Below are 20,132 nucleotides of genomic sequence, written 5' to 3'. Positions count from 1 at the left end.
GGGCGAGGAATCAATGGCGATGTTCGCGGGTAACCCCGGCATCGTATTGCGCGACGATCTGTTTCCAGCCGGCAGCGGACAGCGCCGCCGCAGTGAGTTGCGCCGGGGCTTGAGCGGCAGCATCGCGGCTGAGCCAGATGTCCGGCGCAGCCTTGTCATCGGCGCTGAGCAGCATCACAAACGAACCGGCGACGGCCGGATTCTGGCTTTGGCCGAAATACGCGGCGTCCGCCAGCAATTGCCAGGCATGGCCGCCGCGGCTGACCGAACTCGCATCCTGGGCAAATGGCGCAAACCCTTCGTCGGCCAGATTCTGCGGCGTCGGCAGGGCTTGTTGTTCCTCGCGCAGCAAGCGGATTTCATCGAGGGTCACACGCAGGTCGGCATAGATGCCTTGCTCGGCAGCACTGAGGTCGCGGCGTGCGTCGAGCTGGTTAGTCGCCACTGGCTCGGGCTCATGGGAAACCCCGCGCCACGCGACCACAGAACCTGCGACCGCGAGGATCAACAGGCACAACAGCAGCACATTGAGGGTTTCATGACCGGCACCGGCCGGACGCACGATTTGTCGAGTGGGCGTACTCATGGGGCTTCGATATCCGCTTGGTCGATTTCCACCACGTGGCCCGGGCCCGCGTCGAACAGCACGTAAAATTCGCTGCCGGGTTTCTTGAACGTCAGTGTGGAATCGGCGCCGAGTTTGCCCGGCACCAGAATGGTTTCGTCGTAACCGATCACATCGAGGGTCACCCCCGGCGCGCCGCTGCCGTCGGAGAACCCGCCGGTGCATTTGATCTGCTCGGCGTCGATGGCTTTACATTCGCACATCGGGTTGTGAGCCAGCGCACTGGCGCTGAAACCGGCGCACAGCACCAGCAGCACGGCCTTCAGGCGCAGGCGGGAAGGGCGTTGGGAACAAGTCATGGTTTGACTCCTTGTTTGTTCAGCCAGGCGAAGGTGGCGGGGGAGGCCTGACTCAGGGGAATCGAAGCCTGATGCATGCTGCCGTCCCAGCCTTCCATGGTGATCCACAGTTCGGCGTCGGGTCTGGTCTTCTCCGGGATCGGCATCTGCGTGCCCATGCGGTATGGCGTGCCAAAGAAAATCGTACCGGCGGCGCGCAGGCTGCGTGGCTTGCCGATGCGCAGGTAGGTGGCCTTGACCTGCTCGACACAGGCATCGCAAAGGGCGGCGCTGAAGTCTTTCATGTAGCCGGCCGGGCCAGTGAGCACCGGCGCTTCGTTGCGCAGTTCGGCCAGGCGCAGGCTCCACGGGCCAACCTGGATATTGCCGATTTCATGTTGGCCCAGCCCGCTGTCACCGCGAAACAGAGAGGCGTCGGCGAAGTATTTGGGCATGAACCCCAGCGGGATCAACAGCAGCAGGACATTGATGTGGAAGCGCCATTTGTGCCAGAAACGCGCGAGTCGAGAAGGCTGTGCCTTGGTGATTGATTTGCTCACAGGCTGGCCTCCGAGGTTTCACGGCTCATCGCCGGTTGTGCCTTGAGGCGGTGTTTCTTGTCTTCGCGCTTCAACGCGTTGGCGGTGGCCAGCGCGGTGCGTTTGGTCCAGATCAACAAGCCGCTGAGGATCATCATGCTCAGGATCAAACCGAAGAAGAACCAGATCAGCTTGATCCAGATGCCGCCGAAGTCGCCGGTGTGCAGTGGCCGCATGGACTCGGTGACGAACTCCAGCGACGAACGATCGGACAGAAGCCGTGAAGCGGCGATGTCGCCGTTGTACGGATTGAGCGTGGCGGTCTGGAACATCAACGGATACCAGCCGCGCCCACCGACGCTCATGTGGCTGTAGGCATTGCCCGGCAGGCTGACGAAGCTGGCTTCCAGCCCCGGAATCTTCTCTTGCGCGAGCTCGACGGCACGGTCCAGGCTGATCCGTGGCGGCGGTGTGCCGGCGGCAGAGATCGGCACGCTCTCGCGGGACATGGCCGGAATGATCGGCTCGCTGGAAATGGCGATCTGGTTGTCGAACAGAATCGCCCGAATCAGAAACCAGATCCCGGTGATGGAAATCACCGCAATGAACCAGATCGACCAGATACCGCACAAGCGATGGAAGTCACCCCAGAAGATCCGCGCGCCGTGACGCACGCGCAGGGTCGGACGCAGAAAACCTTTCCAGAAGCGCTTGTAGACCACTAGACCTGTGATCAGCGACACCAGCATCGGCACGCCGAGGAACGACACCAGATACCAGCCCCAACTGAAACCGTTGGTGAACGGCACCAGCCACCAGCCATGCAGGGCGCGGGTGAAGGCCTTGAAATCGAACGTCGGGGCAGGGCCCTGAATCACCCCGGTGTAAGGATTGACGTAGACCGTCTGCGAACGACCGTCCGGATAGCTGACCGCAACGTCGAGGGCGAAGTGGGATTCGTCGGGACGACTGATACTTTCAACGATGGTCTGTGGTTCGGCTGTTTTGATCGCTGCCATGATCTGGTCATAGCTGAGCAGCGGCGCATCGTCCGCAGGCTGGCTGGCGCGCATCTGCGGGTTGGCCAGCCAGACGATTTCCTGGCTGACCACCGCCAGCGTGCCGGTGACACAGACGATCAGGACAAAGAACCAGATCGGTAACGCCAGCCAGCTATGAACGAGGAACCACAGTTTGGAGCGGGATTTCTTCGACATGATTGCGCGTCTTTATAGCGGTGAAAGGGCGCGTGGCTACGGGCTTCGCAGCACGGCAGACCCCGAAAGACCGAACGTGGCTTTTGCCTACGCGAACGGCCTGCATCTCTATAGGACGAATGAGCGGGACAAATCCCGAAAGGTGATATGAAAGCAAATGTTTCCCAATTCCCCGCTCACCACAAATCCCTTTGTGGGAGCGAGCCTGCTCGCGAAAGCGCCGGGTCAGTCACTTCATCCGTTGCCTGATCCACCGCTTTCGCGAGCAGGCTCGCTCCCACAGGGCTTTGCTGCGTACAGGGGATCAAACACGATTCATGATCCACGCCATCACTGTCTGCCAATTGATGGCCGACCCGCGCTCCCTATGATGGGGATCACCTGATTTCCCTGAGTGAGCGCCTTGATGACCGCCAGAACCCTCTATGACAAACACATCGATTCGCACACGGTGTGCCGCCTCGACGATCAGGGTCATGTCCTGTTGTATATCGATCGTCAGGTGATCAACGAATACACCAGCCCGCAGGCTTTCAGCGGTTTGCGCGCGGCCGGGCGCGACGTCTGGCGGCCGGGCACGGCGCTGGCGGTGGTCGATCACGTCAACCCGACCACGCCTGTGCGCATCGCAGTAATGCCCGACGCCGGCGGCGCGCGGCAAGTGTCGTATCTGGCGGAGAACTGCCGGGACTTCGGCATCGAGTTGCTGGACATCCTCGACAAGCGTCAGGGCATCGAGCACGTTATCGCCCCCGAGCAGGGCTTTATTCTGCCTGGCATGGTCATTGCCGCTGGCGACAGCCACACCACCACCTATGGCGCACTCGGTGCTTTCGGTTTCGGCATCGGCACCTCCGAGATCGAACACCTGCTGGCTTCGCAGACGCTGGTCTACAAACGACTGAAAAGCCTGCGCGTGACCGTCGACGGCGAGTTGGCGCCGGGTTTGACCTCGAAAGACGTGATCATGGCCCTGATCGGCCGCATCGGTGCTTCCGGGGCCAGCGGTTACGCGATCGAATTCTGCGGCTCGACCATTGATGCCCTCAGCGTTGAAGCGCGCATGACCATTTGCAACATGGCTGTCGAGGCTGGAGCGCGCGGCGCATTCATGGCCCCGGATGACAAAGTCTTCGCCTATCTCAAGGGCAAGCCGCGAACGCCGCAAGGAGAGCTATGGGAACAGGGCGTGAAGAAGTGGCGCGAACTGCGCAGTGATCCCGGTGCGCTGTTTGACCGCGAGATTCACCTTGACGCCAGCGTCCTGGAACCGATGGTCACCTGGGGCACCAGCCCCGATCAGGCAGCTGCAATTGGTGCGCGGGTACCAGATCCGCAAGCGATCAGCGATCCGATCCTGCGTCAGGACATGCGCCGCGCCCTCAACTATATGGGCCTCGAAGCGGGCATGGCGCTCAGCGACATTGTTATCAGCCACGCCTTTATCGGCTCGTGCACCAACGCGCGGATAGAAGACCTGCGCGATGCCGCCAGCGTCGTGCGCGGTCAGCAAGTGGCCGGACATGTGCGGGCGATGATCGTCCCCGGCTCCAGCGAAGTTCGCGCTCAGGCCGAGGCCGAAGGGTTGGCGCAGATCTTTATCGATGCCGGTTTTGAATGGCGTCAGTCCGGCTGCTCGATGTGCCTGGCGATGAACGACGACGTACTTGCGCCCGGCGACCGCTGCGCGTCGAGTACCAACCGCAATTTCGAAGGCCGTCAGGGCGCCGGTGCGCGCACTCATTTGATGAGCCCGGCCATGGTCGCCGCCGCTGCGATCTGCGGTCGACTCACCGATATTCGCCAATTTGGAGAACGCCCATGAGCCTGCAACCCTTCACCCACATCAGCGGTCGGGCCGCACCGTTACTGGCGGCCAACGTCGACACGGACGTGATCATGCCAAAACAATTCCTCAAAGGCATTGATCGCCGAGGACTCGATCGCGGGCTGTTTTTCGATCTGCGGTTTCTGCGCGATGGCAGCCCCGATCCCGATTTTGTGTTGAACAAACCGACATGGCAGGGCGCGAGTTTTCTAGTAGTCGGAGCGAATTTTGGCTGCGGTTCCAGCCGCGAACATGCGGTTTGGGGCTTGCAGCAGATGGGCATCCGCGCGTTGATCGGCAGCAGTTTTGCCGGGATCTTCTACGACAATTGCCAGCGTAACGGGGTGTTGTTGATCACCCTGGATGAAGCGCAGGTGCAACGCATCGGACAGCTTGTCGGTCAGGCTGAAACGGCGCGGATCAGTATTGATCTGGAGGCGCAGCGGATTAGTCTTGCGGATGGCAGCGTGATCGATTTTCAGATCGACACCCTGCGCAAGACTGCGTTGATCCTCGGTCTGGATGCTATCGGCAGTACCTTGCAACGGCGCGAGCAGATCAAAACCTTCGAACGCCAACATCTGGCCAACAACCCTTGGTTAGGCTGAACGCATAACCTGTGGGAGCTGGCTTGTCGGAACGCCGCATCGCAGCGATGAGGCCGGCACTTCCAGCATTTGTGTTGGCTGAGCTGACGCCATCGCTGCGATACGGCGTTCCGACAAGCCAGCTCCCACAGGTTTTTGTGGTGTTTTGAGCTATAGCGACAGGCTTTTGAAATGCGCCTGCAAAAACTCCACACACGCGCGCAACTTCCCCGAATGCGCCAGCCGCGTCGGGTACACCGCCCAGACATTGGCACTCTGGCTGTAATCCTCCAGCACCTGCACCAGGCGTCCTTGCTCCAGCAACGGCTTCACATCCCACAACGACCGCAACAAAACCCCACGTCCATCCAGCGCCCATTGCAAAACGATTTCGCCGTTGTTTGATGACAATGGCCCGCTGACCCGCACGCTCTCTTGCCCGCCATCGCGATCCAGATTCCAGATCCCAAAGGCGTTGTCGCGCTCCTTGATCACCAGGCAATCGTGCTGTTGCAGTTCGTCCAGCGTCTGCGGTGTGCCGCGACGTTGCAGATAACCGGGAGCGGCGCACAGCACCCGCCGGTTACTGACCAGGCGTCGACCGATGTGCTGGCCGGGCAGGTCATCGCCGACGCGGATCTCCAGATCGAAGCCTTCGTTGATGATGTCCACCACCCGGTCAAACAGGTCGAGGCGAATCTCCAGTTCTGGATAACGTTCGGCCAGCAACGACACCGCCGGGGCTACGTGATTGCGACCGAAACCGAAACTGCTGCAAATGTGCAAACGCCCACGCGGGCTGCCGTGGGCGTCGGAGAGTTCATCGTGCAACTGCTGGAAATCATCGAGAATGCGCAACGCCCAGCGCTGCACGCGCTCACCGTCCTCGGTCAGCGAGACGCGACGGCTGGTGCGGTGCAACAGACGCGTGCCGAGGGTGGTTTCGAGAATCTGGATGCGTTTGCTGACGTAGGCCGGTGACAGGCCCAACTCATCCGCTGCAGCGGCAAAGCCGTTCTTGCGGATTACGGTGAGCAGTACGCGCAGGTCTTCGGGCAGGGGCACGGTGTCTTTCTTCTGGGACATGTCAAAAACGAACACTGGCGGCAGAAGCCGCCAGCATAGCACCGAGATCCAGTGTTTCCGGTCAGCGCAGAAAGGCCAGTGCTTCGGCGAGCAACCGTTCGGGGACTTCTTCGGCAATGTAATGGCCAGCGGGCAATGCCTGACCGCTGACGTTCGACGCCACTTGCTGCCATTCCTTGAGCGGATCGAAGCAGCGCCCGACCGTACCTTCGGCGCCCCACAACACGCGCAGCGGTAGATTCAGCTGATGCCCGGCGGCGATGTCGGCGCGGTCGTGCGCAAGATCGATGCCGGCGCTGGCGCGATAGTCTTCGCAGATGCCGCGAGCGCTGCCCGGTCGTTGCAGGCAGCGCAGGTATTCGCCAAAGGCTTCATCGGTAAACGGCTTGAGTCCGGCGCTGCGGCTGCCCATCACGCTGCGCAGATAGCCTTCCGGATCCGCTTCGATCAGGGTTTCCGGCAGTGGTGCCGGGCGGATCAGGAAGAACCAGTGCCAATACGCGCGGGCAAAGGCTTCGTTGGTTTGCGTATACATCGACAGGGTCGGGGCGATGTCGAGCAGCATCATGCGCTGCACGGCGTTCGGGTGATCAAGCGCGAGACGATGGGCGACCCGCGCGCCACGGTCGTGAGCGAGAATCGAAAACTGCTCGAAGCCCAGCGCCTGCATCAACTCGACATTGTCGCGGGCCATTTCGCGTTTCGAGTAATGGGCGTGCAGCTCATCAGCGGCCGGGCGACTGCTGTCGCCGTAACCGCGCAGGTCGGCGGCGACCACGGTGAAGTGTTCGGCCAGTTGTTCGGCAATCTTGTGCCAGATCACATGGGTCTGCGGGTGCCCGTGCAACAGCAACAGGCCCGGGCCGCTGCCGCCGAGGCGGTAGGCAATGTCGACGCCGTTGACGTGACGCTGGTCTTTGCGGAATCCGGCAAACATCGGGCTGATCCTTTTTCAGGGTTCTGGTTGGCTGCATCCTGAAATCGTCCGGCGTTCGCGGCAAGGGGCAAAGCGTGGTGGGCAGGTTCATGAAGTGTGATGGGTGTTGATAGTTATGGCCTCATCGCGAGCAGGCTCACTCCTACAGTTGGAATGCGTTCCCCTGTAGGAGTGAGCCTGCTCGCGATAGTGCCAGTCCAGACACTGAGATGCTCAACCCTGCTGAAACATCTCCATCGCCCGCTGCTTGATCTGCTCTTCAGTCAGATCCTCCTTGCGCGAGGCCAGAAACCACAGATGCCCATACGGATCCTTCAATGTGCCACTCCGATCACCGTAAAACTGATCCTTGACCTCGGACACCGTCGTCGCCCCCGCGTCCAGCGCTCGCTGAAAGGACTTGTCGACATCGGTCACGTACAGATGCAAACCAACTGACACGCTTTTATCGGGATTGCTCAACGGTCCCTGATCGCACGGCGAGCCGAGCATGATCGCGCTGTCGCCAATGCGTAGTTCGGCGTGACCGATGCCGCCGTCAGGCATGGCCAGGCGCATGACTTCGGTGGCGCCGAAGGCTTTTTTATAGAAATCGATGGCCTCGGCCGCTTTGTGGATGCCGAGATACGGGGTAATGCTGTGATACCCCTCGGGAATGGGTTTGACGCTCATGACGTTCTCCCTGAATTGTTGTTCTATGGGACAGGACTCCACCGGATTTGTGGAAGATTCACTATAGAACCGTCCTCGCCGTGCAGGTTTTTGCCCGACGAGCAGTCAATCCTTTGGAAAGTGCGGCCCCGGGCCTTGTTCGCCGAGTACATCGCCCTGATTGCGCAGCGGGCAGGCCTCCATCGACAAACACCCGCAACCGATGCAGCCATTGAGCCGGTCACGCAGTAGCGTCAGTTGTTCGATCCGTTCATCCAATTCTCGGCGCCATTGCTCCGAGAGGATTTTCCAGTCGGCCGCGCTGGGCGCACGATCATCCGGAAGGATTTTCAGCGCCTCGCCAATCTCCGCCAATGGAATCCCCAGCCGCTGCGCGACTTTGATCAACGCCACCCGGCGCAGCACTTCGCGCGGATAACGGCGCTGATTGCCGGCATTGCGCTGGCTCTTGATCAAGCCTTTGGACTCATAAAAGTGCAGGGCGGTGACGGCGACACCGCTGCGCGCCGCGACTTCGCCGACTGTTAACTGCTTGTGCACATTTTCTTTGCTGATCATCTGCAGACAGCTCTTGACCTTGACTTAACTAGAGGTTTTACCCTGCAGGTCTTCGAGTCGCAAGGCTCGTCTTACGCTGAGTGGGGGCATTCCATGAACAACCGCAGTTTTACCCAACTGATCGAATTTGAAATCGAACCACGCCAACAACCTGCGCTGGTGACTGCACTATCGAGGCAAACCGAGCGTCTGGCTCAGCGCTACGACGGTTTTGTCAGTGCCAGTGTGCAGGCCAGCGATGACGGCCGGCGCGTGCTGAGTTTTCTCCAATGGCAGACCCGCGAGGCGGGGGAGGCGGCGTTTCGCAGCTTTGAAAGCGGCGAGCAGGATTTCTGGCAACTGATTCACACCCATCAGGCGAAAACCATCACCTTCAATTCATTTCAGGTGCTGAGCAGCATCGCCCGCAGTCACGACGATGCGCTGCACTGCCACCTGGTCGGCTAGATCGACAACTGGATCAGGCGCTCGCCCTGCAGGTTTTCCGTGAGTCGCCGCTTGTTGACTGCCAGTTCGCCGATCTTGATCAAACGCGTGCGGGTGACGTTGCGGCTCAGACCGAGCAGTGCTGCGGTGTGCACCTGGTTGTAATGGCAAAAGCGATACGCTGCGCGCAGCAAGGCGTCTTCGACTTTCTCGTGCAAAGCACCGGCCTGTTGCGCGAACAGTTTTTGAAAGGCCTGTTCCAGCAACGCTTCCGGTGAATCATCGGCGCTGCTGTGATGATCGTCCGGGCGATCGATACGCAGGTTCGACAGGCGCAGATCATCGCGTTCGATCACGCCATTGCGGCAGATCAGCAGGGTGTGATGGATGACGTTTTCCAGTTCGCGAATGTTGCCCGGCCAACTGTAGCCACGCAGTTTGTGCTCGGCACCGGGGCTGATACTGACGCGGCCATAACCCAGGCGCTGGCTGTAGGCCTCGATGAAATGGCGCGTGAGCGGGAGGATATCGCCGGGACGCTCACGCAACGGGCTCAATTCCAGATTGACCACGTTGAGGCGGTAATACAGATCCTCGCGGAAATGGCCGGCATTGATGGCCTTCTCCAACTGCACGTTGGTCGCTGCCAGCACCCGCACATCGATGGGAATGCTTTTGCGCGAGCCCAGCCGCACCACTTCGCGCTCCTGCAACACCCGCAGCAACTTCACCTGAATCGCCATCGGCAGATCGCCGATCTCATCGAGAAACAAGGTGCCGCCGTCCGCTTCCTCGAACCATCCGGCCTTGGCGCTCAGCGCACCGGTGAACGCGCCTTTTTCATGACCGAACAATTCCGCTTCCACCAGCGACTCGGAAAACGCCCCGCAATTGACCGCGATAAACGGCCGATGACGGCGGTTGCTGAGGTTATGAATATGCCGCGCTACCAGCTCTTTGCCGGTGCCGGTCTCACCGATGATCAGCACACTGGCTTCACTCGGCGCGACCTGTTGCAAATGCGCGAGCAGGGCCTGGGATTTCGGGTCTTCGAACACCTGCGCGGTGGCGCGGATCGACGTGGCGAGCGCGGGGGAGGGCGGTAGGGTCAGCAGTTGCATGGGCTCGTCCTTCTTTTTAGTTCAAATGCAGGCAAGTCAGGAATAGAAAGTCGGCACCGGCAGCGACTGGTTCAGCGCCCAGTCGCCCAGCTCATGGAGTTTGTAGTCCAGCGGGTCGTGCAGGGTTTGCGTGCGCAGATTGCGCCAGTGACGATCGAGGCGCAGGGAAGCATGGGTGGAACGCGCGCCGGTCACTTCGAACAGACGGCTGCAAATCTCCAGGCCCTGACGGCTGGCGGCAACTTTCGCGGTGGCAATCGCTGTCGCGACTTGGCCGCGCTCCTCGGCACTGAGATTCGCACCCTTGGCCCAGGCTTCATCGAGCAATGCGGCCGCGCGTTCGACCAGCAGACGAATGCCTTCCAGCGCCACCCAGAACTCGCCGTAATGCGCGAGCACGTATGGATCTTCACGCACATCGCGCGCCGAGGATTTATGCCAGAGCCGGGTTTCATTGAGGGTGTATTGCCGCGCGTCTTCAAAGGCGCCTTCGGCAATCCCGAGAAACATATGCGTGAAAGTCAGTTGCGCGATCAATGGCCGCAGGCAGGCGAACGGCGTGCTCAGCGGGCCGGGATCGAGGAGCAATTCCGACTCTTCGACCCGCACCCGTTCAAAGGTCGCGCTGCCGCTGTCGCTCTGGCGCTGGCCGATGTTGTTCCAGTCGTTGTGCAGGGTGATACCACTGCGGCCGCTGGGAATCGCCGCGATCAGTAATTTGCCGCCAGCGCTCTCATCGACGGCCGAGGCGATCAGCATTTGTGAGTCGCTGGCGCCGGAACAGAAGCTTTTCTTCCCGGAAAATTCGCGCCAGCCGCCGAGATCCTTGACCACGGTCCGAGTGTCGAGCGGGTTGAGCGCATTGCCCCAGAACCAGTTCTGCCGCGCGGTCTGTTCGAACCACGGCTGCCATTGTTCCGGCCGGGAAAACAGGCGCACGGTGGCGAGCATCAAATGATGAAAACCGAAAACGTGGGCGATCGAGCTGTCGACCTTGGCGAATTCGCGAACGACCTGCAGGGTTTCGCTCCAGCTCGCGCCGAGGCCGCCGTAGCGGGTGGGAATGCTCAGGGCCAGCAGGCCGCTGTCGCGCAGGGCATCGCGCTCGACTTTTGGCGTGCCACCACGTTCGTCACGTTCGACGGCGGTCAGGGCAAACTCGGCAGCCAGTTGGCGGGCGGTCTGCAATGGGGATAACAAGGTACTTTGCGGTTTGGCGGTCACACCAACACTCCTGAATTTGTACTGCCCTTGTAGGAGCTGCCGCAGGCTGCGATCTTTTGATCTGGTTTTTAGAAATCAAAGTCAAAAGATCGCAGCCTGCGGCAGCTCCTACAGGGGATTTGTTTACGCCGAGGCTTTTGTGGGCAACACATCATTGGCAATCATTTCGCCAAACGGCCCGGTCAGATTGGTCACGCCACGCCCGGCCAGACTGGCGTAAGGCTCGGGCAACAGCGGGAACACCAGCTCGGCAAAGCGGTAAGCCTCTTCCAGATGCGGATAACCGGAGAAGATGAAACTCTCGATGCCCAGATCCGCGTATTCCTTGATCCGCGCCGCCACTTGCTGCGGATCGCCGACCAGCGCCGTACCGGCACCGCCACGCACCAGACCGACACCGGCCCACAGGTTGGGGGCAATTTCGAGGTTGTCGCGACGACCATCGTGCAAAGCCGCCATGCGTCGCTGGCCTTCGGAGTCGAACCGGGAAAAGGATTTCTGTGCCGCCTCAATAGTCTCGTCGCTGATGTGTTCGATCAGTTTGTCCGCCGCTTTCCACGCCTCTTCGGCGGTCTCGCGCACGATCACGTGCAAGCGGATGCCGAACTTCACTTTGCGCCCATGCCGCGCCGCTCGTTCGCGCACGTCGGCGAGTTTTTCCGCAACCGCGGCCGGCGGTTCGCCCCAGGTCAGATAGACATCGACCTGTTCGGCGGCCAGATCATGCGCGGCATCGGATGAGCCGCCGAAGTACAGCGGCGGATAGGGTTTCTGCACGGGCGGATAGAGGGCTTTGGCGTTCTGCACCTTCAGGTGTTTGCCGTCGAAATCCACCGCCTCGCCCTGCAACACGCGGCGCCAGATTTTCAGGAATTCATCGGTAACTTCATAGCGCTCGGCGTGACTGAGAAAACTGCCGTCGCCACGGTTTTCGTCCGGATCGCCGCCGGTCACGACGTTGATCAGCAAGCGGCCGTTGGATAACCGGTCAAGCGTCGCAGCCATGCGCGCCGACACCGTCGGCGAGATGATTCCCGGACGGATCGCCACCAGATAACGCAGACGTTCGGTCAGCGGCACCAGCGCCGAGGCGATCACCCAGGAGTCTTCGCAGGAGCGTCCGGTGGGGATCAGCACGCCGTGGTAGCCGAGGCTGTCAGCCGCCTGCGCCACTTGTTTCAGATAATTGAGGGTGACCGGGCGCGCACCTTGGGGAGTGCCCAGATAGTGGCCGTCACCGTGGGTCGGCAGGAACCAGAAAACATCCATGAACGGCTCCTCAGGCGATTTTCAGCAAAGGTTTGATTTGGGTGGCGAACAGCGGCGCGGCGCGTTCGGCCGCCAGGCGGATGCGCGCCTTCAGCAGCTCGCTGGTGATCTGGTAATCGGCGAAGTCGGCTTCGGTGGCGTACACGCCGATCGGCAAGGTCATGGCCTGGAAGAAGCTCAACAGCGGCCGCAACTGGTGATCGAGCACCAGCGCATGGCGTTCGCTGCCGCCGGTAGCGGCGAGCAGCACCGGGGTGTCGATCAAGGCGTTGAGGTCGATCAGGTCGAACAGATGCTTGAGCAAGCCCGGATAAGAACCGCGATAAACCGGCGCGGCAACGATCAGCAGATCGGCCTGTTCAATGGCCTGCAACTCGGCTTCAACCTCGGCAATGAGCTCCTGACGCGACAGCGCGCCACCGAGCGGGCGAGCGATATCACCGAGTTCGATCAAATGGCTTTCGATGGTCAGATGCCCGGCCAGTTCGGCGAGCAAGGCTTGGGTCAGCACCAAAGTACGGGACGGACGCCAGGTGCCGCCGGAGAGGGCGACGACTTTCAGGGGACGCGACATGATCAGTTCCTTTTTTCAACAGTTGCTCAGCGAGCAGTGAGTGAGTCACCGGGTCAGAGCAAGCGCTGTACCAATTCCTGGAAGCCCCGGTTTACAGGGCGTTGAGCGTTAGCGCGGCGGTCGCCCCTGTGAGTAGCAGGGTGCTTTGTTGAATCAGTGTTGGCTGAGCAACAGTTGCTGGAGCAACAGTGCTCAGCGCATGCAGGGAGTTATAGAGGCAGTTTGTTATTCCGTAAAAGAACGTTAATTGATATTTATAGATCGTTAAGAGATATGTGCCAGCACGTGTCGATTTCCTGATAGCCACTATTGAGAGCGTTGATTTCTGCGCAAGCGTGCCCGGGCGTAGCCTTTGTCCATCGCCCCCCCATTGCTCGCCAGGACGCTCCCATGAATCGTTTACTCACCGTTTCCCTGTTGCTCGCTGTCTCCGTACTCGCCGGTTGTGCTGGGCATGTATCACCGGAACTGCGTCCTTACACCGATGAAGAATCCCGTGAATTGGCGATGGAAGCACTGAATCGCAGCGGCTTGTCCTTCGACGAATACCACGCAAAAAAAGCGCAATTGCTCGGTCAGACTCAGTTCGACAAGAAAGCTGAAATGAGCGCCGAACGTGCCGTACAGCTGCACGGTCGTCCTAGCTGAAAACAAACTGTACTGGTGGAAGTTTTCCCCAACTGTCCGTGGGCTTGCCGGGCGGCGTGGGATAGGGTCTACACCTGAATGACCCTGATGGATTGCCTGCCATGAACCTCTCGCTTGACCTGCTGTTGGGCTTTGCCCTGTTTGCCCTAGTCACCTCTATTACGCCGGGGCCGAACAACACCATGTTGCTGGCATCGGGAGTGAATTTCGGCTTCAACCGCACCATCCCGCACATGCTCGGGATCACTTGCGGCTTCTTCGTTCTGGTCGTGGCCGTGGGCTTTGGCCTCGGTGCGGTGTTTCAGACCTACCCGATTCTCTACACGGTTCTGCGCTATGTCGGCGCGGCCTATCTGCTGTATCTGGCTTGGAAAATTGCTCACTCGGGACCGGTCGGCGACAGCGCCGAAGGCGAGGCGAAGCCGATCAGCTACCTCGGCGCGGCCGCGTTTCAGTGGGTCAATCCCAAGGCGTGGATCATGGCCATCGGGGCCATCAGCACCTACACGCCGATGCAGGGCTATTTCACCAATGTCGTGGTGATTGCTGCAGTGTTCGCCATCATCAACCTGCCGAGCGTCGGCGTCTGGGCCGCCTGCGGTACTTTGTTGCGCAATGTGCTGAAGGATCCGCGCTGGTTGCGCGTGTTCAACTGGGGCATGGCCGCATTGCTGGTGATTTCGCTGTACCCGTTACTTCTCGAAAGCTTTAGCTGACGCATTGCTTCAACCGCAGGCCGGATGCCTGTTAAGCTCGGCTTCAGGAGCGTTCCTACGCACTTTTAAATGAAGTTGTTCTTCTTTAACGGCATCCGATCAGGTATTGATGACGCTCTCGAACCGACGCGCAGCTCACAAGGCTGCGCCGTGCCGTTTGCAGACACGAGCCTCCTGATCCCGGAACACGCTCTGCGAGTCTTTTATGAACACACGTCCGTTGTATTTCGATTACGCCGCCACCACCCCGGTTGACGAGCGGGTCATCCAGGTGATGATCGAGTGTCTGGGGTTTCACGGTAACTTTGGCAACCCGGCTTCCAGCTCCCACGCGTTCGGCCAGCAAGCCCGACACACGGTCGAGCAGGCCCGCCGACAGGTCGCCGAACTGGTCGGCGCCAAGGCTGAGCAGATCGTCTGGACCTCCGGTGCCACCGAGTCCAATAACCTTGCCCTCAAAGGCGTGGCGCAGGCCCGCGGTGTCCCCGGCGGCCACATCATTACCAGTCAGATCGAACACAAAGCCATTCTCGATACCGCCCGCCAATTGCAGGACGCCGGCGTCGCCGTAACCTATCTGGTGCCGGATGCCGATGGCCTGATCACCCCGCAAGCGGTCAGTGAAGCTATGCGCGACGACACCTTTCTGGTGTCGCTGATGCTGGTCAACAACGAGTTGGGTACCGTCAATGATGTTCAAGCGATTGGCGAAGTGGTGCGTAGTCGCGAGGCATTGTTCCACGTCGATGCGGCGCAGGGCGCCGGCAAAGTGGCAATCGATCTGGGGCAATGGCCGGTGGATCTGATGTCCTTCTCCGCACACAAACTCTACGGCCCCAAAGGCATCGGCGCATTGTATGTTGGCCCACGGGCGCAGCAGCGGTTACAGGCGCAGATTCACGGCGGCGGACATGAAGGTGGCTTGCGCTCCGGGACGTTGGCGACGCACCAGATTGCCGGCATGGGCGCAGCGTTCGCGCTGGCCGCCGAGACGTTCGATGACGAGAAAAAAACTATCGTCGTGTTGCGTGAACGCTTGCTCGAACAACTGCTCAGCCTGCCGGGCGTACGTCTCAATGGTTGCGCCACTCAACGCATTCCGCACACCTTGAGCCTGACCTTCAGCGAAGGTGAATTCAACAGTGCGGCGTTGAGCCATTCGATTGCCTTTTCCGCGACCTCGGCCTGCAACTCGGCCAGTAACACGCCATCCCACGTGTTGTTGGCGCTGGGGCATGACGCGCACCTGGCCGGTCGCACCATTCGGCTGAGCCTCGGTCGTTTCACCACCGCCGAGGATATCGACAAGGCTTGTGCATTGATCAAGACCGCCTGCGCCAGTGCTCCGGCATTCTGGGCGACCGGGCTTTAAACGAGCCGATCTCTCGGCTACGAACAATAACGATGAAGTGATTAGCAGGAGACATGATGAGTACCCAGACCTCGACCGAAGGATCGGTGCCCCAGCGCCTGGCGCAGACCCGTGAACTGATGCGCCGTGAAGGCATTCATGCGTTGTTGGTGCCGTCCGCCGACCCGCACTTGTCGGAATACCTGCCGGGTTACTGGCAGGGCCGGCAGTGGTTGTCGGGCTTCCATGGTTCGGTCGGGACGTTGATTGTCACCGTTGATTTCGCCGGTGTCTGGGCCGACAGCCGTTATTGGGAGCAAGCGACCAAGGAACTCAAGGGCAGCGGCATCGAACTGGTCAAACTGCAACCGGGTCAGCCGAGTCCGCTGGACTGGCTGGCCGAGCAAACACCGGAAGGTGGTGTGGTCGCGGTTGACGGTGCGGTGATGGCCGTGGCGTCGGCGCGTACCCTGAGCAGCAAGCTTGAAGCACGCGGTGCGCGCCTGCGTACCGATATCGATCTGCTGCAGGAAGTCTGGAGTGATCGCCCGAGCCTGCCGAATGCACCGATCTATCAGCATCTGCCACCGCAGGCGACGGTCAGCCGTGGCGAGAAACTCGCCAAACTGCGCGAAACTTTGCGGGAGCGCGGGGCCGACTGGCATTTCATCGCCACCCTCGACGACATTGCCTGGCTGTTCAACCTGCGCGGCGGCGATGTGTCGTTCAACCCGGTGTTTGTTTCGTTTGCTTTGATCGATCAGCAGCAGGCGACGTTGTTCGTGGCGCTGAGCAAAGTTGATGGCGAATTGCGCGCTGTGCTGGAACAGGATGGCGTAACGCTGCGTGATTACAGCGAAGTCGCTGATGCCCTGCGTGCCGTACCGAGTGGCGCGAGCCTGCTGGTTGATCCGGCACGAGTGACCAGCGGTTTACTGGATAATCTCGACAGCGCAGTGAAACTGGTCGAAGGCTTGAATCCGACCACGCTGGCCAAGTCGCAGAAAAGTGAAGCCGATGCTCAACACATCCGCCAAGCCATGGAGCAGGACGGTGCGGCGCTGTGCGAATTCTTTACCTGGCTGGAATCTGCTTGGGGCCGCGAACGCATTACCGAACTGACCATCGATGAGAAGCTCACCGCTGCTCGCGAGCGTCGTCCGGATTATGTCTCGCTGAGTTTCAACACCATTGCTGCGTTTAACGCCAATGGCGCGATGCCGCATTACCACGCGACCGAAGAAGAACACGCGGTGATCGAGGGTGACGGCTTGCTGCTGATCGACTCGGGTGGACAGTACCTGGGCGGCACCACGGACATCACGCGGATGGTGCCGGTCGGTACGCCGAGCGAAGAGCAGAAGCGCGATTGCACGCGCGTGCTCAAGGGCGTGATCGCGCTGTCGCGCGCGCAGTTCCCGAAAGGCATTCTCTCGCCGCTGCTGGACGCCATCGCCCGTGCGCCGATCTGGGCCGACAGCGTGGATTACGGCCACGGCACTGGTCACGGCGTTGGCTACTTCCTTAACGTCCATGAAGGACCACAGGTGATTGCCTATCAGGCCGCGCCTGCGCCGCAGACGGCCATGCAGCCGGGGATGATCACGTCGATCGAGCCGGGTACGTATCGTCCGGGCCGTTGGGGCGTGCGTATCGAGAATCTGGCGATGAACCGTGAGGCGGGTAGCAGCGAATTCGGTGAATTCCTCAAGTTTGAAACCTTGACGCTGTGCCCGATCGATACGCGATGCCTGCTGCCGGCGCTGCTGACTGAGGAAGAGAAGCAATGGTTCAACAGCTACCACACAGAAGTGCGTGAGCGCCTGAGTCCGTTGCTTGAGGGGGCTGCGCTGGAGTGGTTGAACACCCGTACTGCGGCGATCTGATCGGCTGAATTCAGGCGCTGTGTCCAGCGCCTGAATGATCGCTTAGCCTTGGCGCAAGGCTTCCTCAACGAAGTCGAGCCGATCCTGGCCGAAGAACAGCTGATTACCGATGAACATGCTCGGTGCGCCGAACACGCCGCGTTTAACCGCCGTTTCGGTGTTCTCCTTAAGCGCTGCTTTGACAGATTCATCGTTGCTCAGCGCCAGAACTTCCTGCGGGTCGAAACCGTGTTCGCTCAGTACAGCGGCGACAGTCGCGGGCTCGTCAAGGCTGCGTCCTTCAACCCATAGCGCCGTGAACAGACAATCGATAAACGCCTCAAAGCGTTCTGGCTGACGTAATTGGATACCCGTGACCGCACGCATCAGCATCAGTGTGTTGATCGGGAAATGCGGATTAAATCTCAGCGGTACCCCGTAGCGTTTCGCGTAGCGATCCAGATCCTGAAACATATACCGACCCTTCGCCGGAATCATTGCCGGTGACGCGTTGCCGGTTGCCTTGAATACGCCACCGAGCAGCATCGGGATGTAAATCAGCTCACTGTTCGTCTCGGCACAAATCTTCGGCAATTGGGTGTAGGCCAGATAGGTGGCAGGGCTGCCAAGGTCGAAATAGAACTCCACGGTTTTAGTCATTTTCGCGTCTCTGTCGTTATTGTTATGGCGGGGCCTTACCAGCGTTCGTTCCAGGGGCGCAGATCCAGCTCGAACGTCCAGGCATCCCGTGGCTGACTGTGCAGATACCAGTAGTTCTCGGCGATGTGCTCGGGATTGAGGATGCCATCCTGATCTTTGGTGGCGTACTTCTCGGGGAAACTGTTGCGAATGAAATCGGTGTCGATCGCACCATCGACCACCACATGGGCGACGTGGATGTTCATCGGCCCGAGTTCCCGCGCCATGCTTTGCGCCAGTGCGCGGATGCCGTGCTTAGCGCCGGCGAATGCGGCGAATCCGGAAGCGCCACGCAGCCCAGCGGTGGCACCGGTGAAGAGAATCGTGCCGCGATTGCGCGTGACCATGCGTTTGGCCACTTCACGGGCATTGAGGAAGCCTGAGAAACAGGCCATTTCCCAAATCTTGAAATACTTGCGTGCGGTTTCTTCAAGAATGCTGCACGGCACATTGGCGCCGATATTGAATACAAAAGCTTCGATCGGACCGAGGCGAGTCTCGATGTCTTCAATCAGAGCGATTACGTCTTCTTCTTTGCGCGCATCGCAGGCAAAACCGTGGGCTTCACCGCCTTCAGCCTTGATCGCGTCCACCAGCGGCTGCAATTTGTCGGCGCTGCGTCGGGTGACGCAGGCGATGAATCCTTCTTTGGCAAAACGCTTGGCAATCGCCCCTCCCGTGGCATCGCCGGCGCCAACCACTAATACGACCTTCTTGTTATTCATGGGTAGATGCCTTTATTAAACGATCGTTAAGTGAACGAACGTTATGCTAGGATCCAGACCACGTCAAGGCAGTCGATTCGAGGGCAAACACATGCGTTACTCCGCCAGTCACAAATTGGAAACTCGGGAAAAGCTATTGCAGAGCAGCTCGCTGTCAGCAAAGCGTTCGGGGTTTTCCACGGTAGGCGTCGACGGCTTGATGAAGGCTATCGGATTGAGTGGCGCGGCGTTCTATAGTCACTTTTCGTCGAAAGATGCGTTGTTCACCGCCATCGTCGAGCGAGAGTTGGGGCAAAGCCTTGAGCGACTGGGGGGCGAGGGCGCGCAGGATCGTGAGCGACTGGAGCGCTGTCTCAAGCACTATCTGAGCATGGCTCACGTAGAACAACCTGAAGCCGGTTGCGCGTTGCCGGCGCTGGGCGCGGAAATTGCCCGATCGGATATCCAAGTACGGGAGCAAGCCGAGTTATGGATTCGTCGGCTGCAAGAGCGCTGGGCACAGATACTTGAGAGTGAGACCCTAGCGTGGTCGGTGCTGTCGCAATGCGTCGGGGCCTTGGTGGTGGCGCGCATGTTGGCTACGCCGGACGTTCAGCAAGCGGTGCTGAAGTCCAGCCATGAAGAAATTGGCCGGCAGATTGCCGCGCAGCGCTGATCTATTTACAGATGACAATCATGCTGCGACTGGTGTAACCCGCAGGATTGAGACCGAACGGGTAATCGCCGGGTTCTTCCACGGTGTCACCGGATTTGGCGATGACCTTATAGCCTTTCGGCAAGCAAGCATTGGCGGCGCTGGCGTAGCATTTGTCCCAGGAGGACGATAGCCCTGAGCAGTTGATGTGCAGCCCTTTTTTTCCGCGTTTTACCTTGGTTTCCGAAGTCGCCGCACAACCCGCAATAGCCAGTATGGCGATCAGTATCAAAATTCGTTTCATTACCGTCCTTATAGCGGCCACGAGTCTAATGCCCGGGTTTGCCTGTGTTCGCCTGCGCTCTAAGCGTTTTGAAATCCCTGTCCGAAAAAATCCATGTCTGGCATTGGGTTACGGGTCTAAACATGGCCTAAATACGCACCAATTGCCAGACCTTCGTCAAAACCTCTTTCAGTCAGCCGCTATTGCAGGCTTCGCGGCGCTACCCATGGTCATGGTTGCGCCGACAGACGCCAGAATAATGCATAGGAT

At 59.9% G+C, this 20,132-nt stretch carries 24 protein-coding genes (1 of these 24 only partly in view); 8 read left to right on the top strand and 16 right to left on the bottom strand.

The window, feature by feature from the left end; all coding sequences use genetic code 11:
• Window positions 1-10: 10 nt before the first annotated feature.
• The 4 genes from LOY43_RS19425 to LOY43_RS19410 are packed head-to-tail and all read right to left on the bottom strand — an operon-like array spanning window position 11 to window position 2,659.
• Window positions 11-586: a DUF6162 family protein gene (locus tag LOY43_RS19425; protein ID WP_095048411.1), complete on the bottom strand. Its 576-nt coding sequence runs from the start codon at window positions 584-586 to the stop codon at window positions 11-13.
• Complete coding sequence (locus LOY43_RS19420) at window positions 583-924, bottom strand: hypothetical protein (protein ID WP_095125122.1); 342 nt, start codon at window positions 922-924, stop codon at window positions 583-585. Before LOY43_RS19420 ends, LOY43_RS19425 begins: the two co-directional genes overlap by 4 nt.
• Window positions 921-1,463 (bottom strand): thiamine pyrophosphate-binding protein, encoded by a 543-nt coding sequence (locus tag LOY43_RS19415; RefSeq protein WP_095048409.1) that lies wholly within the window; start codon window positions 1,461-1,463, stop codon window positions 921-923. The genes LOY43_RS19420 and LOY43_RS19415 overlap by 4 nt, the downstream gene beginning before the upstream one ends.
• Entirely contained in the window at window positions 1,460-2,659 is a 1,200-nt protein-coding gene (locus tag LOY43_RS19410) for a PepSY domain-containing protein (protein ID WP_095048408.1), read from the bottom strand. Before LOY43_RS19410 ends, LOY43_RS19415 begins: the two co-directional genes overlap by 4 nt.
• Before the next feature lie 406 nt (window positions 2,660-3,065).
• Between LOY43_RS19410 and leuC the strand changes: the two genes are divergently transcribed.
• Together leuC and leuD are read left to right on the top strand one after the other, a co-directional pair.
• Entirely contained in the window at window positions 3,066-4,484 is a 1,419-nt protein-coding gene (gene leuC / locus LOY43_RS19405) for a 3-isopropylmalate dehydratase large subunit (RefSeq protein ID WP_258708598.1), read from the top strand.
• Window positions 4,481-5,095, top strand: a complete 615-nt coding sequence (leuD, locus tag LOY43_RS19400) for a 3-isopropylmalate dehydratase small subunit (RefSeq protein WP_258708597.1) — start codon at window positions 4,481-4,483, stop codon at window positions 5,093-5,095. The genes leuC and leuD overlap by 4 nt, the downstream gene beginning before the upstream one ends.
• A gap of 150 nt (window positions 5,096-5,245) precedes the next feature.
• Here the strand turns inward: leuD and LOY43_RS19395 are convergent, their stop codons facing one another.
• The 4 genes from LOY43_RS19395 to soxR all read right to left on the bottom strand — a co-directional run bounded on the left by LOY43_RS19395 (window position 5,246) and on the right by soxR (window position 8,327).
• Window positions 5,246-6,160, bottom strand: a complete 915-nt coding sequence (locus LOY43_RS19395; RefSeq protein ID WP_095048643.1) for a LysR substrate-binding domain-containing protein — start codon at window positions 6,158-6,160, stop codon at window positions 5,246-5,248.
• A 61-nt stretch (window positions 6,161-6,221) separates the two neighbouring features.
• Window positions 6,222-7,097: an alpha/beta fold hydrolase gene (locus LOY43_RS19390; RefSeq protein WP_220556629.1), complete on the bottom strand. Its 876-nt coding sequence runs from the start codon at window positions 7,095-7,097 to the stop codon at window positions 6,222-6,224.
• 213 nt (window positions 7,098-7,310) lie between these two features.
• On the bottom strand, window positions 7,311-7,769 hold the full coding sequence (locus LOY43_RS19385; protein WP_093435014.1) for a VOC family protein: 459 nt from the start codon (window positions 7,767-7,769) through the stop codon (window positions 7,311-7,313).
• 105 nt (window positions 7,770-7,874) lie between these two features.
• Entirely contained in the window at window positions 7,875-8,327 is a 453-nt protein-coding gene (gene soxR, locus LOY43_RS19380; RefSeq protein ID WP_220556628.1) for a redox-sensitive transcriptional activator SoxR, read from the bottom strand.
• 93 nt (window positions 8,328-8,420) lie between these two features.
• Here soxR and LOY43_RS19375 point away from each other — a divergent pair, with 93 nt between their 5' ends.
• The gene (locus tag LOY43_RS19375; protein WP_220556627.1) at window positions 8,421-8,774 is read left to right on the top strand and encodes an antibiotic biosynthesis monooxygenase; all 354 of its coding nucleotides are present in this window, start codon (window positions 8,421-8,423) and stop codon (window positions 8,772-8,774) included.
• Here the strand turns inward: LOY43_RS19375 and LOY43_RS19370 are convergent.
• The 4 genes from LOY43_RS19370 to msuE form a co-directional block, all read right to left on the bottom strand.
• Window positions 8,771-9,874: a sigma-54-dependent Fis family transcriptional regulator gene (locus LOY43_RS19370; RefSeq protein WP_220556626.1), complete on the bottom strand. Its 1,104-nt coding sequence runs from the start codon at window positions 9,872-9,874 to the stop codon at window positions 8,771-8,773. The genes LOY43_RS19375 and LOY43_RS19370 overlap by 4 nt on opposite strands.
• 36 nt (window positions 9,875-9,910) lie before the next feature.
• Window positions 9,911-11,098, bottom strand: coding sequence for an acyl-CoA dehydrogenase family protein (locus LOY43_RS19365; RefSeq protein ID WP_258708596.1), 1,188 nt, complete (start codon window positions 11,096-11,098; stop codon window positions 9,911-9,913).
• A gap of 123 nt (window positions 11,099-11,221) precedes the next feature.
• Window positions 11,222-12,367, bottom strand: a complete 1,146-nt coding sequence (gene ssuD, locus LOY43_RS19360; protein WP_258708595.1) for an FMNH2-dependent alkanesulfonate monooxygenase — start codon at window positions 12,365-12,367, stop codon at window positions 11,222-11,224.
• 10 nt (window positions 12,368-12,377) lie between these two features.
• Window positions 12,378-12,941: an FMN reductase gene (gene msuE, locus LOY43_RS19355; protein ID WP_258708594.1), complete on the bottom strand. Its 564-nt coding sequence runs from the start codon at window positions 12,939-12,941 to the stop codon at window positions 12,378-12,380.
• Between the two features lie 390 nt (window positions 12,942-13,331).
• Here msuE and LOY43_RS19350 point away from each other — a divergent pair, with 390 nt between their 5' ends.
• From LOY43_RS19350 to LOY43_RS19335, 4 genes are all read left to right on the top strand, one after another.
• Complete coding sequence (locus LOY43_RS19350) at window positions 13,332-13,589, top strand: hypothetical protein (RefSeq protein ID WP_007917547.1); 258 nt, start codon at window positions 13,332-13,334, stop codon at window positions 13,587-13,589.
• Between the two features lie 101 nt (window positions 13,590-13,690).
• A complete protein-coding gene (locus LOY43_RS19345; RefSeq protein WP_034155169.1) occupies window positions 13,691-14,305 on the top strand; it encodes a LysE family translocator in 615 nt (204 codons plus the stop codon).
• 205 nt (window positions 14,306-14,510) lie between these two features.
• Window positions 14,511-15,677, top strand: coding sequence for a cysteine desulfurase family protein (locus tag LOY43_RS19340; RefSeq protein ID WP_095048400.1), 1,167 nt, complete (start codon window positions 14,511-14,513; stop codon window positions 15,675-15,677).
• 56 nt (window positions 15,678-15,733) lie between these two features.
• Complete coding sequence (locus LOY43_RS19335) at window positions 15,734-17,542, top strand: aminopeptidase P family protein (RefSeq protein ID WP_095048399.1); 1,809 nt, start codon at window positions 15,734-15,736, stop codon at window positions 17,540-17,542.
• A 42-nt stretch (window positions 17,543-17,584) separates the two neighbouring features.
• Here the strand turns inward: LOY43_RS19335 and LOY43_RS19330 are convergent, their stop codons facing one another.
• Together LOY43_RS19330 and LOY43_RS19325 are read right to left on the bottom strand one after the other, a co-directional pair.
• Window positions 17,585-18,181: a 2-hydroxychromene-2-carboxylate isomerase gene (locus LOY43_RS19330; protein WP_093434986.1), complete on the bottom strand. Its 597-nt coding sequence runs from the start codon at window positions 18,179-18,181 to the stop codon at window positions 17,585-17,587.
• Between the two features lie 35 nt (window positions 18,182-18,216).
• Window positions 18,217-18,945: an SDR family oxidoreductase gene (locus LOY43_RS19325; RefSeq protein ID WP_095048398.1), complete on the bottom strand. Its 729-nt coding sequence runs from the start codon at window positions 18,943-18,945 to the stop codon at window positions 18,217-18,219.
• Window positions 18,946-19,036: 91 nt separating this feature from the next.
• Here LOY43_RS19325 and LOY43_RS19320 point away from each other — a divergent pair, with 91 nt between their 5' ends.
• Entirely contained in the window at window positions 19,037-19,600 is a 564-nt protein-coding gene (locus LOY43_RS19320) for a TetR/AcrR family transcriptional regulator (protein WP_258708593.1), read from the top strand.
• A 1-nt stretch (window position 19,601) separates the two neighbouring features.
• On the opposite strand, the gene LOY43_RS19315 is transcribed toward LOY43_RS19320, so the two are convergent.
• Complete coding sequence (locus LOY43_RS19315) at window positions 19,602-19,883, bottom strand: hypothetical protein (protein ID WP_093434980.1); 282 nt, start codon at window positions 19,881-19,883, stop codon at window positions 19,602-19,604.
• 168 nt (window positions 19,884-20,051) lie between these two features.
• Window positions 20,052-20,132: the 3' portion of a threonine/homoserine exporter RhtA gene (gene rhtA, locus LOY43_RS19310; RefSeq protein WP_095048642.1), read on the bottom strand. Its footprint extends 807 nt past the window's final position; the window shows 81 of its 888 coding nt (coding positions 808-888); its start codon lies beyond the right edge, outside the window; the stop codon is at window positions 20,052-20,054.

This window comes from Pseudomonas sp. B21-041 (genome assembly GCF_024748675.1).
GTDB lineage: Bacteria > Pseudomonadota > Gammaproteobacteria > Pseudomonadales > Pseudomonadaceae > Aquipseudomonas > Aquipseudomonas neuropathica.
The sequence above is the reverse complement of the archived record's forward strand: the minus strand, read 5'-3'. Positions and strand labels throughout refer to the sequence as shown.